Origin of the sequence: Brucella grignonensis (genome assembly GCF_002252505.1) — a bacterium.
GTDB classification, from domain to species: Bacteria; Pseudomonadota; Alphaproteobacteria; order Rhizobiales; family Rhizobiaceae; genus Brucella; species Brucella grignonensis.
Genome location: NZ_NNRL01000159.1, coordinates 76,261 through 95,542, shown reverse-complemented (window position 1 = coordinate 95,542; position 19,282 = coordinate 76,261). Strand labels below are relative to the sequence as shown.

Here is a 19,282-nt window from a genome sequence, read left to right as displayed (position 1 = left end):
GAGAGTGTGGGTAACGGCTTTCCTCAGAGCATTTGAAGATGCATAAGGGAGAAAAGCTCATGAGCAGTGAGACGCAATGACCCAAGCAATTGAACCCATCATTCGCCGCAAACTATCTGACGAAGTTTTTGACCGGCTCGAAAACATGATTACTTCCGGTGAATTGACGCCGGGCGACGAGATGCCGTCCGAGCGCGTTCTGATGGAGCGTTTTGGCGTTGGGCGGCCCGCGATCCGCGAGGCGATGCAGTCACTTGCCAAGATGGGGCTGGTCAGCATCTCGCATGGTGAGCGCGCCAAGGTTTTGAAACTGACTGCACGTTCGATCTTGCAGCAAGTGGATCCAACTGCGAAGATCATGCTGGCGCAATCTTTGGATACGCTGGAGCACCTTAAAAGCGCACGTATTTTCTTCGAGCGTGGAATTGCGCGTGAAGCAGCACTCAAGGTAAGCGACAAGGATGTTGCGGAGCTTCGTGCCATCGTCGAACGCCAACGAGATTCGCTTGGCGATGCCGATGCATTTATTTCTGCTGATATGGAGTTTCATATTCGGATCGCGAAGATCTCAGGCAATCCGATCTTCGTTGGCGTCAGTGAGGCGATGCTTGCCTGGCTGCGTGAATATCATACGCATATGCTGATCTGGACCGGTAAAGAGAAATACACGCTGGTCGAGCACGAAGAAATTATCGACATGCTTGCCACTAAAAACTCAGATGGTGCAGAAGCTGCGATGCTGCGTCATCTGGAGCGCTCGCGCGCTCTTTATACGAAGTAACCTTTTTCGGGATGCGCTTTAATTTTCAGGAATGTTCTCTCTGAAGATCACCTGAACGCGAGGTGGTTGTGGGTCGAATGGTGCACCTTTAATGCTGCTCATTAAAGTAACCAGTGCTTCGCGTGCTTCAACGCGCGGGTTCTGATCAATGACAGCATCCATCGTGCCGTTCAGCAGCAGGCGTTTGGTGCTTTCTGTCAGTTCATGGCCGATGAAAATAACCGAATCCGATTTTCCTGAATCCATCAGTGCCTGTCCGATGCCCTGATTGCCTGCGCCGAGATTATAGATGCCTGCAAGGTCGGGATGGCGCTTCAGCAAAGCCATGGTTTCCGTGTAGGCTTTCTCGCGGCTATCCTCGATCTCTTTGAGTTCGACGATATTCAAGTGCGAGAACTCTTCCGCAATGACACGACGAAAGCCCATTTCGCGTTCCTCATGGCCGCGATAGGAAAGCGATCCGGCAAAGAGCGCGATCTTGTTTTCGGGCTGCAGGCCAAGAAAGCGACCGAGTATGTAGCCGCCAAGTCTGCCTGCCGCACGATTATCGATGCCGATATAGCCAGCGCGCGGCACATGGAGAATGTCAGATGCAATGGTGACGATATGAGCGCCGGCTTCAGCAAGCGAGCGCATGGCTTCACGCACGGTCGGGTGGTCCAGTGCGATCACGCCAACACCTTGCGCCTGTCCCTTGAGGTCTTCAAGGGCGCGCGCAAGCGTATCCGGGTTGAAACCTTCAACGCTATGGATTGTAAGTTCGATTTCAGGCTTCAGTGCTGCTTGCCTGACGATCTGGTCGCGCAGATTGGCAATGAAGGTGTTTGTGCCTGCTGGTAGAACGAAATCCAGCTTGATGCGATCAGCGGGATTTGCGCTGAGTGGAGCGCCACCGGGGAGGTAGCCAAGATTGCGTGCGGCTTCGAGCACGATTTCGCGCGTGCGCTCTCTCACGCCCTCGCGATTGTTGAGCACACGATCAACAGTGGCGCTGGAAACGCCCGCTGTTCTGGCAATGTCGCTCACCGTGGAACGCAAGTCAGACTCCTCATCAAAATGATGGGAAATGATGTATTTCGATTTGTGCAAGATGCAAGGCTTGTTGTGCGCTGGATGCGTGTTTTCCTCATAAATTCGACTTTACCGCAATATGAAGGCATCAAAAAGCATCAAAATTTATATATGAACGTCGAAATTCGGGAAAATGGTCAGATATTTTGTCAATTTCGATGTTAAATGATGTAAATTGATTTTATATGATGTTGACACTGTTGTAATTAATCTTCATTAATCATCAGGTTGCCAATGGAGGTTGGCAATTTCCTCGCAGAGGCTGGTCCTGCTCGTCAGGTTTTCGATGAAGTTGGGGCTTGGAAATGTAATGGGAGGATACAATGAGCGATGCGCGGGGCTTTGTTCCTGATCCGCAGGTGCGGGCTCGGGATTCCAAAATAGGCTGTATCGGCGCAGGTATGATCATGGCCGAATGTCATCTTGCGGCCTATAAGGAAGCGGGCTTTACGGTCGCGGCAATCGCCTCGCGCACCAGGGCGAAGGCCGAAGAGGTCGCCGCGCGCTGGGGCATCGCCAAGGTTCACGACACGCCGGAAGCGCTGATAGCCGATGAAGCAATCGAAATCATCGATATTGCATATCCGCCGGATCAGCAGCCTGCGCTCATTCGCAAAGCGCTCACACAGCCACATATCAAGGGCATCCTTGCGCAAAAGCCACTGGCTCTGACGCTTGAGGAGGCTGTTGCCCTTCGCGATGAGGCAGCAAAGGCTGGCAAAATCCTCTCGGTTAATCAAAACATGCGTTACGACCAGTCGATGCGCGTGTTGAAGCAAATTCTCGACAAGGGTGAGCTGGGCGCACCCGTCATGGCCACCATCGAGATGCGCGCGATCCCACATTGGCAGGCATTTCTGGAAGATTATGATCGCCTGACACTGTCTAACATGAGCGTGCATCATCTCGATGTACTGCGCTTCCTGTTTGGCGAGCCTGATACCATCACAACACTGACACGGACTGATCCCCGCACCCAGTTTGAACACAAGGACGGTATCACCGTTTCGACGTTGATGTTCCCGAGTGGTGTGATGGCTGTTTCGATGGAAGACGTCTGGTCGGGGCCGCGCGAAGAGGGCTTTGACAGCGACATTTATATCAAATGGCGTGTCGAAGGCACAGATGGTGTGGCACAGGGCACGATTGGTTGGCCCGATGGCTCGCCATCGACACTGACTTATGCCTCCAAAAAGACGACAGACGGCAAATGGGTGAGCCCGAAATGGGAAACCATGTGGTTCCCGCATGCTTTCATTGGTGTGATGGAGCAGCTGCAATACGCCATTCAGTCTGGCGAGCCGCCAGCGCTTTCAGTGGCGGACAATGTGAAGACGGTCGCACTCATTGAGGCGGGCTACAAGTCGATCGATGAAGGCCGCACTGTCAAATTGTCTGAGATATCAATCAATTAAGCAAGCACATCCCGAAAGGTGCGAAGCGGTTTTCGGAAAAGATGCGCGTTAACAAATAATCTTAACGGGAGGGTTTCGATCATGATGCAGGTGGGTATTTTCAGCGGCTATTTCCCTTATTCGCTTGAGGAAACGGCTAAAAAAATCCGTGCGCTCGATTTTAATGCAGTCCAGCTGGACATGCATTTCAAGGATATCGATCTGAGTGCTGGTCAGATCACCAAAGATAAGTGCGTTAAAATCCGCGAGACATTCCGCGATCACAATCTGCCGATTTCATGCATTTCCGGCTATACGAACATCATTCACCCGGACAAGGCAGAGCGTGAGCGTCGCGTCGGCTATCTCAAAGAGATCATCCGCCATGCGCAATATCTCGGTACGCCTTATGTGATTTCGGAAACCGGCACCTACAACACCGAATCTGATTGGGTTCATCACCCGAAAAACAAGACCGAAGAAGGTTTTGAAGAATGCCGCAAGGTCATCGCTGACCTCTCGCAGTTTGCTTACGACCACGGTGCGATGTTCCTGCTCGAAACCTACGTGAACAACGTCGTCGGCTCGGTCGAGGAAACGGTGAAGATGTTTGCCCAGGTCGATCATCCGGGTCTTGGCCTGCTGATGGACCCAACCAATTATTTCGAGACGCACAATATCGACCGGATGGATGAAATTCTCAATCAGGTCTTTGATACGCTGAGCGACAAGATCAAGATTGGTCATGCCAAGGACGTCAAGCGTTCCGGCGACGACAAGACTGAAAAACATGCAGATATTGGCGATGCCGACGCGCTTGAAAGCCATACTTTCCGTGGTGTGGGTGAGATCGAACTGCCAGCTCCGGGTCTTGGTTCGCTGAACTACGACCTTTATCTCAAGCGCCTTGCGCAGAAGCATCCAAACATTCCGATGCTCATCGAGCATCTTGATGAGGCTGATGTGCCGCGCGCGAAGAAGTTCCTTGATGGTAAGCTGCGTGCGCAGGGACTCTAGAGCACGTTCGATCTGATTGAATCAGATCGGCGCTCCAATTTCGGGATGCGCTCTAACACCACCTCGGGCGGGGTGGGGCGGTTGGTGTTTACAGTGGCCGCCTTCTGATCAAATGGCTGTTCGCCGCAGCATTTAAGGTGCCAGAATGGTGAAGCTTTACGGAGAGGCGAGGTCGCGTCGCGACATCGCCGCGAGCAGTGGTTCTTTTGCGCAATTTGCAGGCGTTCGCCTGATGGTGCTCGAAGACGGATTGGAACGCGGCATAAGAATGCTGGAGTTCCGTTCAGGTACCGGCTTACGCTTCACCGTTTTGGTTGATCGTGCGCTCGATATTGCCGATTGCGACTATTGCGGCATGGCAATCGGCTGGCACTCCCCGTCCGGTTTTCGCCATCCGGGGCTGCATGAATATGAGGGCGAGGGCGGTCTTGGCTGGATGCGTTCGTTCTCCGGCCTGATGGTGACATGCGGTCTCGACCATATCCTCTTCATGTATGATGAGACGGCGGACCATTATAATTACAAGCCGCGTCAGACGATCAAGCATTCCATTCATGGCCGTGTCGGCACCATTCCTGCGAAGCTGACCGGCTATGGTGAGCGCTGGGAAGGCGACGAATGTTTTCTCTGGTGCGAAGGTGTCGTCACGCAGGGAACAGTTTTTGGCGAGCATCTGGAATTGACGCGCCGCATCGAAATCAAAGCTGGTACAAACGATATCAAGCTCACGGATCGCGTGACCAATCGCGGTTTTTATCGCACGCCGCATATGTATTGTTACCACATTAATGTCGGACATCCCGTTTTGGCCGAAGGCTCGCGTTATCTCGCACCCGTCAGGGATGTTGTCTGGGCGGCTCATGCCGGAGACGACTACACAAAGCAGAGCGTTGGCTATCGAACACTGCCTGCACCGCAGATGCAGTTTCATGAGCAGGTCTGGCAGCATGAAATGAGTGCCGATGCCAATGGCGAAGTGCCGGTTGCGCTGGTCAATGACCGGCTTGGCATCGGCTTTGAAGTCGTTACCCGAAAGGACCAGTTCCCTTGCATGTATGAGTGGCAGAATCTGCAGGCCGGGCAATATGCGCTTGGCATCGAGCCTGCGACCAATCACGTTCTGGGACATGGTGCGGCCCGCGATCGTGGTGAATTGATCTGGCTCGAACACGGTGAGGAACGCCGTTACGACAGTACGTTCCGAGTTTTGGGTGATGTCGCTGACATTGCGGCGAGTGAAGCACGCATTACTGCAATCGTGAAACAGCCTGTAGACGATTATCCGGCACCATCCGGCAATCACATCGCTATTGGAGGCCGCTCATGACCGCATCATCGCCGTTTTCGGTTGCAGGCAAAACCATTCTCTACACAGGCGCTGCCGGTGGCCTCGGTCTTGAAACTACGCTCAATTTTCTGCGCGCCGGCGCACAGGTTGTGGCTATCGATCATGATCCGAAAAAGATCGAAGAACTGAAAGACAAGGCCAAGGCCGAGGGAGTTACCGGACTTTCGATCCATGCGCTCGATCTATCGAATTTGCAGGCACTTCGCCCTGCACTGGAAGCGATTAGTCGTGAGGTCGGTGGCTTTGATGTCGTGATCAACAATGCTGCGATTTATCCATCCAAGTCGTTTGAAGACTATACGCTTGAGGAAATGCAGAAAGTTCAGCACATCAATGTCGATGCGGGTATTGTCTGCGTTCAGGTGGCGCTGCCGCATATGCGGAAAAAGGGCTGGGGTCGTATCATCAATATTGCCAGCGTGACTGCCTATGGCGGCTGGGCACTGCTTTCGCCTTATGTGCAATCAAAGGGTGCCCTGATCGGGCTTGCGCGTGCTTGGGCGCGCGAGTTTGGTGCCTATGGCATTACCGTCAATGCGATTTCTCCGGGTGCGTTTCCAACCGATGCCGAGAAAATTCACCCTGATCCGGAAGGTTACACGAAGTTTGTGCTGGAACATCAGGCTGTTAAGCGTCGCGGATCATCACGGGATATAGCCTCGGCTTTGATGTTCCTTGCCTCCGATGAAGCAGGATTTATTACCGGACAGACCTTGAATGTCGATGGCGGATGGGTGATGCATTAGGGTCCATGGGGAATTAGGTTTTGGGCGTGGCGTGAGACGGATTTTGTTTCTGAACAGGAGACCCCACTCCACCTTCGGCTTTGCTCCAAAATCTGTGCTATTTTCATCCATACCACGCTTCAAAACTAATTCCCCACAGACCCTGAATAGTGTTTTGCGTTTACGTCGTCCGCGTCATGGATTAGGAGAAACAGGCACCATAGCGGAATAACTCTTTTATAAGGCTTTTCCATCTTTGACCGGCGAAACCGCGCAAACCCGAAAAAGTCGCCGCAAAGGCTCTGGTGTGACCATGGCAGATGTGGCTGCGGCTGCAGGGGTTTCCATGCAGACCGTTTCGCGCGCCTTGCGTTTTCCGGATTCCGTGACGCCTGATAAGCGAAAGCTCATTCAGGATGCAATCGAGAAGACGCATTACGTCCATAATCTCGCGGCAAGTCATCTCGCATCGCATAAAAGCAATACGGTTGCGGCGATCATACCCACGCTGTCCGCATCTGTTTTTGCTGACACGATCCAGCATTTTTCAGATGTGCTGCATCAGGCCGGTTATCAGATATTTTTAGGCAATACCGATTACCGGCTGGAACGCGAGGAAGAGATCATTCGCAGCCTTCTTGGACGGCGACCGGATGGCGTTTTTCTGATTGGCACACACCACAGCAAACGCAGTGTCGCATTGCTCAAACGTGCGGAAATCCCTGTGGTTGAGGGCTGGGATTTTACCGATAAGCCAATCGATCGGCTGGTTGGGTTTTCCAATACAGCGGCGATCACCGAGATGGTCAGTCATCTGATCGATGCGGGTCGACGCTATATCGTTTTTGCTGGTGTCGTACGAAAAGGCGACAGCCGTGCCGCCGAACGCCGCGCTGCATTCAAGTCGGCGATGGAGCAACAGTTTCCGGATGAGACGCCACGCATCACGGTTGCAACTGAAATGCCTATTGCCATGGCTTCAGGTGTCGATCTTCTACGGAGAGCGCTGGCCCAATATCCGGAAGCCGATGCTGTCATGTTTTCAAGCGATATTCTTGCTTCCGGCGCCTTGCTGGAGACACAACGCATTGGCATCAAGGTTCCACAACGTCTTGCTATTACCGGCTTTGGTGACTTTGAACTTTCTCGCCATCTATTGCCGCCATTGACGACGGTTGCGGTGCCTTCCGCAGAAATCGGGCGACAGGCGGGCGAGCTTTTGCTTCAAGCCATGCGTGGTGAGACATCGGCAAATACGATTATCGATGTTGGTTTCGAGCTCAAGATCAGGGCAAGCGGCTAAACGATAAACGGTGCTTGAAGCCAGTCAGCACTTGGCAGCCATTTTCGGTCATATGCAATGTGAATTCAAGCCGTGCACCGGCAGTATCCGGTTTGAATGCGGTTGGTTCCAACATCACAATCAGATCTTCCTGACACGCTCGGTTTCATACCTGACAAGCCGTGGCCATGTGTCAGTTGGAAAATGTTGGCGCTAATTTAAAAGATAGAGATATTGCAAAAAATGTGAGAGTATGAATTAAAAAATGTTAGCGCTCACTATAGACAAAGTAAAAATAATGGATAGGTTCTGACACCAATGGATTTGAGCAGGGAGTGAGCTGCCATGGGTGTTTTATCAGGCTATCGGGTACTGGATTGTTCGATTGCTATGGCGGGGCCATTTGCGGCGCAGCGGCTGGGTGATCTTGGCGCCGACGTGGTGAAGGTCGAGCCGACGACGGGCGAATGGCAGCGCCATGTGGCGGCGGGTGGCGCAGAAGGCAATCGCGTCAATGTCTCGTTTCTGTCACTCAACCGTAACAAGCGTTCGCTGGCGGTTGATCTCAAATCGTCGGACGGAAAGCAGGTTTTGCTTGATCTGGTTAAGACCGCTGATGTTTTCTTGCAAAACTATCGTCCGGGCGTCGCAAAGCGCCTTGGCGTCGATTACGAGTCGCTGGTGAAGATCAATCCGAAGCTGATCTATGTTTCGATTTCCGGTTATGGCGAAGATGGTCCTTATGTCCACCGTCCGGGGCAGGATCTCGTTTTGCAGGGCATGTCGGGTGCCATGCTTTCCGCAGGCCGTGAAGGCGAACCGCCGACCGCCGCCGGGCAATATCTTGTGGATGCCATCACAGCTTATAACGCGTTTGAAGGCGCGCTTGCAGCGCTTCTCCATCGCGAGCGAACTGGCGAGGGGCAGCTGGTGCAGGTCAATATGCTCGATGCGATCACCACCATTCAGATGCAGGAGCTTTCGGTTTTCACCGTTGGTGGCAAGCCGCAAACCCGTTCGGCAGAACCGCACGCGCATGTTTATATCCGCGCGCCTTACGGCGCTTTCGCAACCTCTGACGGCTTCATCATTGTCGCTTTTCCGAAGCTGAAAACGCTGGGTGAAGTGATTGGCGAAGACAGTTTCCTCACCATGAATGATGAGGTTGATACCTGGGCGCGCCGTGATGAAATCTTTGCCAAGACACGCGATAAGCTGAAAACGAAAACCTCTGCCGAATGGCTGGAGCTTCTGCGCGCTGCCGATATCTGGTGTGGGCCTGTCTATGGCTATGCCGATCTCGTGGACGACGAGCAGATCAAGCATAACGGCACCTTTGTCGAGTATGAGCATCCGACCGAAGGCAAGGTAAAAACGCCAGGTTTCCCGATCCGCTTTTCCAAAACGCCATCGACGGTGGACCGTGGTGCACCCGTCACCGGACAGGATACGCGCGATGTGCTGGTGGAAGCCGGATACGCGGCAGACAAGATTGAAGCACTTGAGAAATCGGGCGCTATCGTGTCGGGGAATATCTGAGATGCAGGTGATTAAAGCTCTCACCTGGGATCATCCGCGCGGCTATAATGCATTGGCTGCGGCATCAAAATTGCCGGATGTTATTGCTGCCGGTCTAGACATCCATTGGGACAAGCAGCCGCTTGAAGGTTTTGAATCCCACCCGATTGCCGATCTCTGCGCCCACTATGATCTCGTGGTTCTTGATCATCCGCATGTGGGTGAGGCCATTTCTGGCGATTGTCTGCTTTCGCTTGAAGAGGTGTTTGGTGCTGAAGCGGTTGCAGAGCTTGCCAAGGCCAGTATCGGCCCGTCTTTGACGAGCTATCGCTTTGCGGGCAAGCACTGGGCCTTGCCGCTTGATGCTGCAACACAGGTCATGGCTCTTCGTCCAGACCTTTCAGATGGTGTGCCTGTCACTTGGGATGACGTGCTTTGCCTGTCGCAAAAAAGCGGCAAGGTTGCGCTTTCACTCGCTGGCCCACATGCCTGCCTGTCATTTCTGTCTATCGCGGCTGCTTTTGGTGAGCCACCTGCTGAAGAAGACCCGGGTATACTGGTTTCAGAAAATGTCGGGCGACAGGTCTATGATCTCATGGCAGAGCTTGCCGCACGCAGCCCCGCATCGGTTAGGCATAAAAATCCTATCGGCATTCTTGGCCATATGGCTGGGAATGACGATGTAGCGCTTTGCCCACTCGTTTACGGCTACGTAAACTATGCAGCCCCGCAGAGTGGGCAAGCAATCGCATTTCACAATGCACCACGTGCTGTGGTCGGTGGCCGTCCGGGCTCGACACTGGGCGGCACGGGCATTGGCGTTTCTCGCCGCGCTCATGTCACCTCGACGCTCAAAGCCCATCTTTTGTGGCTGATGAGCCGTGAAGCGCAATCCGGATTTATTCCCGATCATGAAGGTCAGCCATCGCGCCGCGATGCCTGGCACAATGAGCGGGTGAACCGGCGATGGGGCGATTTTTATCGCAACACGGCGGATACGCTCGAGCAGGCTTATGTGCGCCCGCGCCATGATGGCTACATCACCTTTCAGGGCAAAGCTTCGGCGCTTTTGAGGGCGGCTTTTGATGAAAAGCGCTCGGCCTCCGATGTCCTGAATGACCTTCAGTCTCTTTATGTCGCTTCGCGCGTGAATGCCGGTGAAAGGTAGATTGCTATGACCCAAGACGTGAAATTTGAAGTGGATGGTGCTGTTGCCATCATCACCTTGAACCGTCCGCAAAAACTCAACGCCGTTACGCCAGAAATGGCAGATGCGATTGTGGCCGCCGTTACTGAATGTAATGACAGCAACACCATTCGTTGCGTTATTCTGACGGGTGCCGGTGAGCGTGCATTTTGTGCGGGCTCGGATATTCGCGAACTCGATACGTATGAGACGCCGTGGCAGTTCCGCAATCGCCCGGATTACTGCGATGCATTCCGTGCGCTGCTCAAGCCATCGATTGCAGCCGTCAATGGCTATGCCTTTGGTGGCGGGCTTGAAACGGCGATGTCCTGCGATATCCGCATTGCTTCGGATAATGCGCAGTTTGCAGCGCCCGAAATCAAGCTTGGCTGGATCGGTGGCGGTGGTATGGCCGCTCATCTGGCGCACTCCATCGGCGCATCTAATGCAGCATTGATGATTATGACAGGCGACCCAATTTCAGCCGAGAAAGCCGAGCGCTGGGGTCTGGTGAGTGAAGTCGTGCCACAGACCTATCTTCTCACGCGGGCGCGCGAAATTGCGAGTGTGATCGCGTCACGCGCACCGATTGCTGCCGAAACCGCGAAGCTCAACCTCAAAGCAGCTGTCTCGATGCCGCTTGAAAAAGCCATCGAATATGAGCGCGATCTGCAGACAATCTGTTTTGCCACTGCCGATGCGCAGGAGGGACGCGCAGCGTTCAAAGAAAAAAGAGCGCCGGTTTTCCGGCGCCGTTAAGTCGTTAGAGCGCGTTTCGATCTGATTGGATCAGATCGGCGCTCTGAATATTTGTTTTAACGCGCATCTTTGTCCGAAAACCGTTTCACACTTTTGGGGATGCGCTCTGAGATACATAGCCCCGCACATTTTTAAATGCGCGGGGCTTTTGAGTTTAGAGTTTTCCTGCCAAGGCTGCATTCAGCAGATCAAGCGCGCCCTGTTTTGTAAGCTCGATCGGGTTGCCGCCAGCAGTTGGATCGACAATAGCCATTTCGGCGATCAGATCTTTGCGCGCTGCATCCATTTCGAGCCCTTTGACGAATTCCAGCAAAGTATTCGGTACGCCAAGATCCTTGCGCAGCTTTAAGATCGCATCCACAAAGCCATCGAAGCCACCTTCGATGCCAAGATAATCGGCAAGACGTTCGATGCGCTTTTCGATAGCCGCACGGTTGTGTTTGAGCACATAGGGCATGAAGACGGCATTGGTCATGCCGTGATGAGTGTCGTAAAGTGCGCCGATGGGATGGGAGAGGGAATGGATTGCACCAAGCCCCTTCTGGAAAGCCGTCGCCCCCATGGAAGCTGCAGCCATCAGATTGGCGCGTGCTTCAATATCCGTGCCATTGGCATAGGCTTTCGGCAGATTTTCAAACACAAGACGGATGCCTTCAACCGCAATACCGTCAGCCATCGGATGAAAGCCCGGTGCGCAATAGGCTTCCAGACAATGTGCCAGCGCATCCATGCCGGTGCCGACCGTGATGAAGGGTGGCATGCCGGTTGAGAGTTCCGGATCGGCGATCACTGTGACGGGGAGCATTTTCGGATGGAAAATGACTTTCTTGGTGTGCGTTGCTTCGTTGGTCAGAACGCCGGCGCGCCCGACTTCCGATCCTGTTCCAGCGGTTGTTGGCACGGCGATGATGGGTGCTATTGCGTTGCTGTCAGCGCGTGTCCACCAGTCCCCAATGTCTTCGAAATCCCAGACATCGCGGGTCTGTCCTGCCTGAAATGCGATGAGCTTGCCAAGATCAAGCGCCGAACCGCCACCAAATGCAATCACACCATCATGCTTGCCTTCGTTGAAAACCTTGACGCCAGCATAAAGATTGCTTTCAACCGGGTTTGGCTTCACATCGGAAAAAACCGCATATTTGACGCCTGCTGCATCAAGAATGGCGAGTGTGGAAGCGACGACTGGCAATTTTGCAAGGCCGGGATCTGTGACAAAGAGCGGGCGTTCGATGTCTGCCGCTTTCAGGACAGCAGGCAGTTCCTTGATACGGCCCGGCCCGAAAAGCACGGTGGTCGGAAAATTCCATTTGGCAGTCAGAGTGGTCATGTCGATCGCTTTCCAGATATTAAAAGCATTTCCAGCAAAAGTGTGAAGCGGTTTTGCGTGAGGTCAAAGTGTCAGACAAATTGGTCAGAGTTTTTCACGCAGGTGGAAGGATTTTGGCCGCGTGAGATTACCGTAACCAATAGGCGAAAGGGCAGCGCCCTTGCCGGTATCCTTCACGCCGGTCCAGACCAATGCGGGATCGAGATAATCGCAACGGTTCATGAAGACAGTACCGGTTTCAACGCGGTCGCCGAGTGCTGCCGCATGATCGGTATCCGTTGTCCAGAGTGAGGCGGTGAGGCCGTAAATGCTATCATTCATCAGCGCCAGCGCTTCATCATCATTGCGCACCTTCATAATGCCGACGATGGGGCCGAAGCTTTCCTCACGCATGACGCTCATCTGATGATCGACATTGGTGAGCACTTCCGGCGCAATGTAAGGCGAACCGGAAACGTCGTTGCCGACTGTCATATTCACATGGGCTTTAGCGCCTTTGCGCAAAGCTTCTGCCTTCTGCTCCCGAATGAGATCGGCGAAACGTGCTTGCGCCATTGGCCCAAGCGTTGTTGTGCTATCCAGTGGATTACCAACGACATATTGCTTTGTGAGATCGATGAAGCCATCGACGAAGCGGTCATAGACGGCCTCATGCACATAGATGCGTTCGATGCCACAGCAACACTGTCCGGAATTGAAGAATGCGCCGTCGACCAGATTGGCGACGGCATGGTCGAGATTGACGTCGGGCAGCACATAGGCCGGGTCTTTGCCACCAAGCTCCAGCCCCAGCGACATGAAGGTGCCTGCGGCAGCTTTTTCGATGGCGCGTCCGCCGCCGACCGAACCGGTGAAATTGACATGATCAATGCTGCCCGATGCGAGCAGCTTCTCAGTCGATGCATGATCCAGAACAATGTTCTGGAAGACACCTTTCGGAATCCCCGCCTTCTCAAAGGCTTGCGCAAAACGTTCGCCGGTCAGCAACGTCTGTGTGGCGTGTTTGAGGATCACGCTGTTGCCCGCCATCAGGGCCGGAATGATGGTATTGACTGCAGTGAGATAAGGATAATTCCACGGCGCAATGACCATAACAACGCCGAGCGGAACGTGCTTTACATAACGGCGGAAACCATCCTTTTGTGTCGGCACATAAGGTTTCAGCGCCTCCTCGGCGATATCGATCATATATTGGCCGCGTTCCTGCACGCCGCCATTTTCACCGCCATAGCGCGTTGGACGTCCCATCTGCCATGCAATTTCAGGAATGATTGCATCCTGCATTGCGGCAAGTGCATCCAATGCTGCACGACAATAGCTGGCTCGTTCTGCGATGCTTGAGGCGGCCCAACCGACCTGCGCCTGTCGTGCCGCTGTAACTGCCGCATTGATCGCGGCGTCGCTCGCATAAGGACGCTCCGCATAAATCGAGCCATCAATTGGAGAAATGATCTTGGCTGTGCCGCTCATCGGGCAGTTCCTTTGTATGAAGTCATTCTGTATTTCAGTCTGTTTCGCGATTGCAGGTCAATATCGTTCAAAGCCGCGATGCAGTTCCCAATCGGTAACGCGGCGGTCATATTCAATCTGCTCCCAATGAGCTGTATGGACATAGTGATTGACCACGCCCTCACCGAACGCTTCCTTGAGGAAATCTGAGTTTTTGAGAGCTTCCGCAGCGTCTCGTAAAGTGTATGGAATTTCCTTGAGTTTGACTGCGCTATAGGCGTCACCCACGAATGGCTCTTCCAGTTCGAGGTTTTCGTCGATACCCTTAAGCCCTGCCGCAATAAGCGCTGCAAAGGCCAGATAAGGGTTGAGATCGGCACCGCCGATGCGGCATTCGATACGAATGCCTTTAGTGCCTTCGCCACAAAGTCGGAAACCCGCCGTGCGGTTGTCCTGGCTCCACATGATCTTTGTTGGTGCGAAAGTGCCGGCCTGAAAGCGCTTGTAGGAGTTGATGTAGGGTGCCAGAAAATAGGTGTAATCGACGGCATATTTGAGCTGCCCCGCCACCCATGAGCGCATCAGCGGTGTCATGGTATTGGGTGCTTTGGGGTCGAAGAATAGTGGTTCCTTGCCGTCTGCGCTCCAGATGGAATTGTGGATGTGGCTTGAACTTCCAGCTCTGGAATAATCATACTTAGCCATGAAAGTGATGCACTTGCCATGCGCCTCGGCAATTTCCTTCATGGCATTCTTCATGATGACATGGCGGTCGGCCATTTCCAGCGCTTCGGCATAGCGAACATTGAGTTCCTGTTGTCCAGGCCCCCATTCGCCCTTGGAGTTTTCAACCGGAATGCCCGCAGCCCCAAGATGATTGCGCATGGCGCGCAGAACCTGCTCTTCCTTGGTGGTCAGGTGGATCACATAATCCTGCACATAGGGGGAGGCGGTCTCCATTTCCTGCCAGCGTTTGGCGCGCGCGGTTTTGTAAGTCTCATCAAAGAGATAAAATTCGAGTTCGGACGCGAAATAGGCGCGATAACCGCGTTCATGCAGGCGTGCCAGCTGCTTTTTCAGGATGCCGCGCGGTGAATGCGCAAGATCTTCATGATCATGATGATCAAGCACATCGCAAAGAACAATGGCCGTCTTTTCCAGCCATGGTGCGAAGCGCAACGTTGAAAGATCGGGCTTTATGACGAAATCGCCATAGCCTTTGTCCCAGCTTGCAGCTTCATAACCCGGCACCGGTTCCATATCGATGTCGTCAGCCAGAAGATAGTTGCAGCCATGCGTTTCATCGTGGGCGGATTCCACAAAGAACGGTGCGTAGAAGCGTTTGCCAATCAGACGCCCCTGCATGTCCACAAAACATGCAAGCACGGTATCAATCTCGTCATTTGCTACGGCTTTTTTCAGAGTGTCGAAAGTCAACTGTTCGGCCATTTAATGCTTCGCTCCTCACGGGAAAAATTAGAGGGCGCCGCGCCAAAGCGCGGCGCCTAATTCATTAGCTGTAACGATAAGGCGCGCCCGCATTGCGCATGGTTTCCTGATATTTCTTCAGGATCGCGACCACCTTGGCATTGCGTTCGCTCTGCTTGGCAACGTCGTCCCAGAACTCAAGCGCTGCGTCTTCGATCTGTTTCCACTCGGATTCCGGAATGGTGGTGAGTTCGAGCTTGCCGCCGGTGGTGCGATAATGCGCTTCACCCCACCAGTACCAATGCTGACGATGGTAATGCGATGAATCCATGGCAAGGCGGAACAGCGTCTTGAGATGGTCCGGCACCGCTTCCCATTTTTCAGTGTTCGCGAAATAGGAACCGGCCCACGCACCATTGATGTTGTTGGTGAGGTAGTATTTGTTAATGTCGGCCCAACCAACCGTATAGGCCTCCGTCGCACCGCACCATGCAACACCATCAAGCTCGCCGGTCTGGATGGCGACTTCGATGTCTTCCCATGGCAGTGTGACCGGAACGACCCCGAATTTTGTCAGGAAGCGACCGCCGGTGGGGAAGGTGAAGACGCGCAGGCCTTTGAGATCTGCAACGCTGCGGATCGGCTTTGTCGTCACAAAGTTGCAAGGGTCCCATGAACCGGCGCTGAGCCATGTAACGCCCGGGATTTCCTTGTAGGCTTCTTCCCAGATTTCATTGAGACCGTACCAGTTGAAGAGTGCGGGTACGTCGAGACTGTAGCGCGACGCAAACGGGAAATAGGCCCCGAATACGGCGACATCGACTGGCGAGGCCATGGAGTCATCGTCACTTTGCGCTGCATCGATTGTGCCGGCCTGAACAGCGCGGAAGAGTTCGCCCTGCGGGACGAGCTGGTCGGCGGTATAGAGTTCGATCACCATTTCGCCATTTGCTGCCTTGTTGAAGGCATCGATAGACGGCTTGATGACATGTTCTGCGAGTGCCGGGCCCGCATAGGTCTGGAGACGCCATTTGATCGGGCTCTGAGCCCGTACATAAGGCGTCGCAAGTGTGGTGGCGCCAATGGCCCCCACAGTTGTCAGTCCGGCCTTTTTGAGAAAGTCACGTTTGTTAAGCTTGTTATTCTCACTCATGCCCATTCTCCCATTAAGTGTTTGAAGTTCCCTGCTAGTCTAACGGCTTGGCCATTGGCGGCTCTTTTGACCGTTCATGCTTATGCGTTCCTCCTGAACCCTCGTAATTGGCTCCGCTATTTGCCCATATACCAGTTGGGTAGCCACATCGCGACCTGCGGAAAGATCATTAGAATGATGATGGTGAGCACCATGAGGAGGAAAAATGGCATGATGGACTGATAGATATCCATCAACGTAACCTCTTTTGGTGCCAACGCCCGCATCATGAAGAGATTGTATCCGAACGGTGGCGTAATGTATGCGATCTGACAGGTGATGGTGTAGAGAATGCCAAACCAAATGGGATTGAAACCAAGGCTCTTCACCAACGGGATATAAAGAGGCGCCACAATGACCAGCATGGCTGTGTCATCAAGGAACATGCCCAATACGACGAATGATAACAGCATCAGGACCAGAATTGTCCAGGGAGACAAGTCAAAGGTGCCAAGCAAAAGACGCTCGATTGCCTTTACTGCTCCAAGACCGTCATAGACTGACGAGAAGCAAAGAGCCGCCAGAATGATCCAGAGGAACATACAGGTAATCGTCAGCGTATTGCGCGTGGTGGTTTCCCAAACAACTTTCGTCAGGCGCTTGGTGAACAACGCCGCCAGAGTTGCCAGCAGTGCACCGATAGCCGAGCTTTCTACGAGGCTTGTAACGCCCGTTAGAAACAGCCCCATCATGGTTCCAAAGATAACAAGTGGAAGCAGTCCCACCTGAAGCGAAGAGATGCGTTCAGCCCATGTAATCTGCTCCAGCTCTTCCTTGGGCAAGGCTGGCCCAAGTTCAGGACTTATGCGGCAGCGTATATAAATGTAGATGGAAAAGAGTGCAGCCATCAGCAGGCCGGGACCTATACCAGCCAGCCAGAGTTGCAATACAGGCTGTCGTGCGATCATGGCGTAAAGCACCAATACGACGCTTGGCGGAATCAGAATACCAAGCGAACTGCCAGCCTGAATGACGCCTGTCACCATAACCTTGTTATAGCCGCGCTTGAGAAGTTCCGGCAGTGCAACCGTAGCTCCGATGGCCATGCCCGCGACGCTCAATCCGTTCATGCAGGAAATGATGACCATCAAGCCGATGGTTCCCAAGGCCAGACCGCCGCGAATGCCTCCAAACCAGACATGGAACATGCGATAGAGATTGCTGGCGATGCCGGATTCCGACAACATATAGCCCATGAAGACAAAGAACGGCACAGTTATGAGCGGATACCAGTTCAACACCGCGAATGTGGCATTGTAGGGCATCTCGAAGGAACCCTTGCCCCAGAGCAGAAGTGCTGCGATTGTGCCCACAAATCCGATCACACCGAAGACGCGCTGACCTGTCATCAGCAGCACCATCATCGTGGCGAACATGAAAAGGGTGATGAATTCGGAACTCATATGTGGTGGCCTTCCTCAATCGCGGGACCTGCAATGGTTTCGATTGGTTTCCCCCGCCAGGAGGCCCAGTCCTTGAAGAAATTCGAGACACATTGAAGAAGCAGAAGGAAGATGCCCACCGTCATGATGAGTTTGATCGGCCACAAAACCGGTGCCCAGGCCGTATAATTCTTCTGGCTGTAGACGATCGCGTAATTGGTGGATGAGATACCACCCATCACCATCACTCCCAGATAGAAGATGATGAACAGAATGGTGATCATATCGGTGATCGCCTTCCTGCGTGGGCTCAGGCGATCAAAGAACAGATCCATGCGCACATGCGCGCCCTGCTGCATGGCATAGGCTCCGCCCAGCAGATAATAGGCAGAGAGAAGGAACTGGGACATTTCCAGCACCCAGTTTACCGGCACGCCCAGCACAACACGTGAAAAGGTTGAATAGAGAAGGCAGGCGCCAAGTACGAAAAACAGATACATGGCAAAGCGCCCGACATAATAGTTCAGCGCATCAACATATTTGACGAATAGTCTGATCGGCTTCGGCATTTCCCGCTCCTTCAGGCCTTCTGTCTGGTGAGTTGAAGTTGAGGGTCCAGCGTCTTCGCAATATCTGTAAAGATTGTTGCAAGCCGCATTGCCCAGGCGTCCTGTGTATCTTTGCTCGCGATTTCGTTGTTGCGGAATTCAATCATCGCGCACGGCGTATTGCGTGGTCGCGCATGACGCTCGAGCGTGTAATAGACCCGGTCAGCGGGCGAATAAGGCTCGTTCACCCCGACATTGAGGTTCTTGTCCTGCTTCAAAGCAGCAATCAGTGGTGCCGCGATCCGGTCGTCCTGATCGTGAATGATGCCAATTTGCCAGGGACGGGAAACACCGCGATAGATCGGGGTGAACGAATGGATGGTTACCACCCATGACGCCTGACCGCGCGCTACGCGGGCATTGATGACCTCTTCGATACGGCGGTGAAACGGCCTGTGCGACATATCTATTCGCGCGGTTCTTTCTACAGAGCCGAGTTCATGGTTGCCCGGAACAACCGTCGTTTCGCTGATTTCAGGAATAAGATCCCGCGCATCAAGGGGGCGGTTGCAATCGATAAGCAGACGCGAAAGACCTGCCTCGACAAGAGGGGCATCGAGTGCGGTGCTTAACTGCCTTGCGACGTCTACCGCGCCGGGATCCCATGCGATATGCGCATTGAGAGCTTCCGCGTCGAGCCCAAGTCCGTCGAAGCTGTCCGGCATGAAATTTGATGCGTGCTCGCAAACGAAGAGATAGGGACTTTTCCCCTCCTCGTTCATGACAAAATACGGCTCAAAAGACATAGCTCCAGTAGCCGCGCGATTATCTCGCTCGTCCGTCATTCTGCTTGTTCCCCGCGCTGTAACTTATGT

Annotated in this window: 17 protein-coding genes; 9 read left to right on the top strand and 8 right to left on the bottom strand. The window is 53.5% G+C overall.

The features are described from left to right. Positions 1 to 76 precede the first annotated feature (76 nt). On the top strand, positions 77 to 781 hold the full coding sequence (locus CEV33_RS11195) for a transcriptional regulator NanR (RefSeq protein WP_094540567.1): 705 nt from the start codon (positions 77 to 79) through the stop codon (positions 779 to 781). An 18-nt stretch (positions 782 to 799) separates the two neighbouring features. On the opposite strand, the gene CEV33_RS11190 is transcribed toward CEV33_RS11195, so the two are convergent. Further along, positions 800 to 1,819 (bottom strand): LacI family DNA-binding transcriptional regulator, encoded by a 1,020-nt coding sequence (locus tag CEV33_RS11190; RefSeq protein ID WP_094540712.1) that lies wholly within the window; start codon positions 1,817 to 1,819, stop codon positions 800 to 802. Positions 1,820 to 2,175: 356 nt separating this feature from the next. On the opposite strand from CEV33_RS11190, the gene CEV33_RS11185 reads away from it, so the two are divergent. The 8 genes from CEV33_RS11185 (at position 2,176) to CEV33_RS11150 (ending at position 11,081) form a co-directional block, all read left to right on the top strand. Next, a complete protein-coding gene (locus tag CEV33_RS11185; RefSeq protein WP_094540566.1) occupies positions 2,176 to 3,267 on the top strand; it encodes a Gfo/Idh/MocA family protein in 1,092 nt (363 codons plus the stop codon). Positions 3,268 to 3,348: 81 nt separating this feature from the next. Next, on the top strand, positions 3,349 to 4,263 hold the full coding sequence (locus tag CEV33_RS11180; protein WP_094540565.1) for a sugar phosphate isomerase/epimerase family protein: 915 nt from the start codon (positions 3,349 to 3,351) through the stop codon (positions 4,261 to 4,263). Between the two features lie 145 nt (positions 4,264 to 4,408). Continuing rightward, positions 4,409 to 5,590, top strand: a complete 1,182-nt coding sequence (locus CEV33_RS11175) for an aldose 1-epimerase family protein (protein ID WP_094540564.1) — start codon at positions 4,409 to 4,411, stop codon at positions 5,588 to 5,590. Beyond that, the gene (locus CEV33_RS11170; protein WP_094540563.1) at positions 5,587 to 6,357 is read left to right on the top strand and encodes an SDR family NAD(P)-dependent oxidoreductase; all 771 of its coding nucleotides are present in this window, start codon (positions 5,587 to 5,589) and stop codon (positions 6,355 to 6,357) included. The genes CEV33_RS11175 and CEV33_RS11170 overlap by 4 nt, the downstream gene beginning before the upstream one ends. Before the next feature lie 235 nt (positions 6,358 to 6,592). Then, positions 6,593 to 7,639, top strand: a complete 1,047-nt coding sequence (locus tag CEV33_RS11165) for a LacI family DNA-binding transcriptional regulator (protein WP_094540562.1) — start codon at positions 6,593 to 6,595, stop codon at positions 7,637 to 7,639. Positions 7,640 to 7,963: 324 nt separating this feature from the next. Further along, a complete protein-coding gene (locus tag CEV33_RS11160) occupies positions 7,964 to 9,157 on the top strand; it encodes a CaiB/BaiF CoA transferase family protein (RefSeq protein ID WP_094540561.1) in 1,194 nt (397 codons plus the stop codon). Position 9,158: 1 nt separating this feature from the next. After that, positions 9,159 to 10,304 carry a hypothetical protein gene (locus tag CEV33_RS11155; protein WP_094540560.1) on the top strand — a complete coding sequence of 382 codons (1,146 nt, stop codon included), beginning with the start codon at positions 9,159 to 9,161 and terminating at the stop codon, positions 10,302 to 10,304. Positions 10,305 to 10,310: 6 nt separating this feature from the next. Further along, positions 10,311 to 11,081, top strand: coding sequence for an enoyl-CoA hydratase/isomerase family protein (locus CEV33_RS11150; RefSeq protein ID WP_094540559.1), 771 nt, complete (start codon positions 10,311 to 10,313; stop codon positions 11,079 to 11,081). A 154-nt stretch (positions 11,082 to 11,235) separates the two neighbouring features. On the opposite strand, the gene CEV33_RS11145 is transcribed toward CEV33_RS11150, so the two are convergent. The 7 genes from CEV33_RS11145 to CEV33_RS11115 all read right to left on the bottom strand — a co-directional run bounded on the left by CEV33_RS11145 (position 11,236) and on the right by CEV33_RS11115 (position 19,252). After that, positions 11,236 to 12,408: an iron-containing alcohol dehydrogenase gene (locus tag CEV33_RS11145; protein ID WP_094540558.1), complete on the bottom strand. Its 1,173-nt coding sequence runs from the start codon at positions 12,406 to 12,408 to the stop codon at positions 11,236 to 11,238. Positions 12,409 to 12,492: 84 nt separating this feature from the next. Next, positions 12,493 to 13,878 carry an aldehyde dehydrogenase family protein gene (locus CEV33_RS11140; RefSeq protein ID WP_094540557.1) on the bottom strand — a complete coding sequence of 462 codons (1,386 nt, stop codon included), beginning with the start codon at positions 13,876 to 13,878 and terminating at the stop codon, positions 12,493 to 12,495. Between the two features lie 57 nt (positions 13,879 to 13,935). Then, complete coding sequence (locus CEV33_RS11135; protein ID WP_094540556.1) at positions 13,936 to 15,306, bottom strand: glutamine synthetase family protein; 1,371 nt, start codon at positions 15,304 to 15,306, stop codon at positions 13,936 to 13,938. A 64-nt stretch (positions 15,307 to 15,370) separates the two neighbouring features. Continuing rightward, entirely contained in the window at positions 15,371 to 16,438 is a 1,068-nt protein-coding gene (locus CEV33_RS11130; protein WP_024900179.1) for a TRAP transporter substrate-binding protein, read from the bottom strand. A gap of 116 nt (positions 16,439 to 16,554) precedes the next feature. After that, positions 16,555 to 17,880: a TRAP transporter large permease gene (locus tag CEV33_RS11125; protein ID WP_094540555.1), complete on the bottom strand. Its 1,326-nt coding sequence runs from the start codon at positions 17,878 to 17,880 to the stop codon at positions 16,555 to 16,557. Then, complete coding sequence (locus CEV33_RS11120) at positions 17,877 to 18,428, bottom strand: TRAP transporter small permease subunit (protein ID WP_024900181.1); 552 nt, start codon at positions 18,426 to 18,428, stop codon at positions 17,877 to 17,879. Before CEV33_RS11120 ends, CEV33_RS11125 begins: the two co-directional genes overlap by 4 nt. Before the next feature lie 11 nt (positions 18,429 to 18,439). Further along, complete coding sequence (locus CEV33_RS11115) at positions 18,440 to 19,252, bottom strand: N-formylglutamate amidohydrolase (protein WP_094540554.1); 813 nt, start codon at positions 19,250 to 19,252, stop codon at positions 18,440 to 18,442. Positions 19,253 to 19,282: the final 30 nt, after the last annotated feature.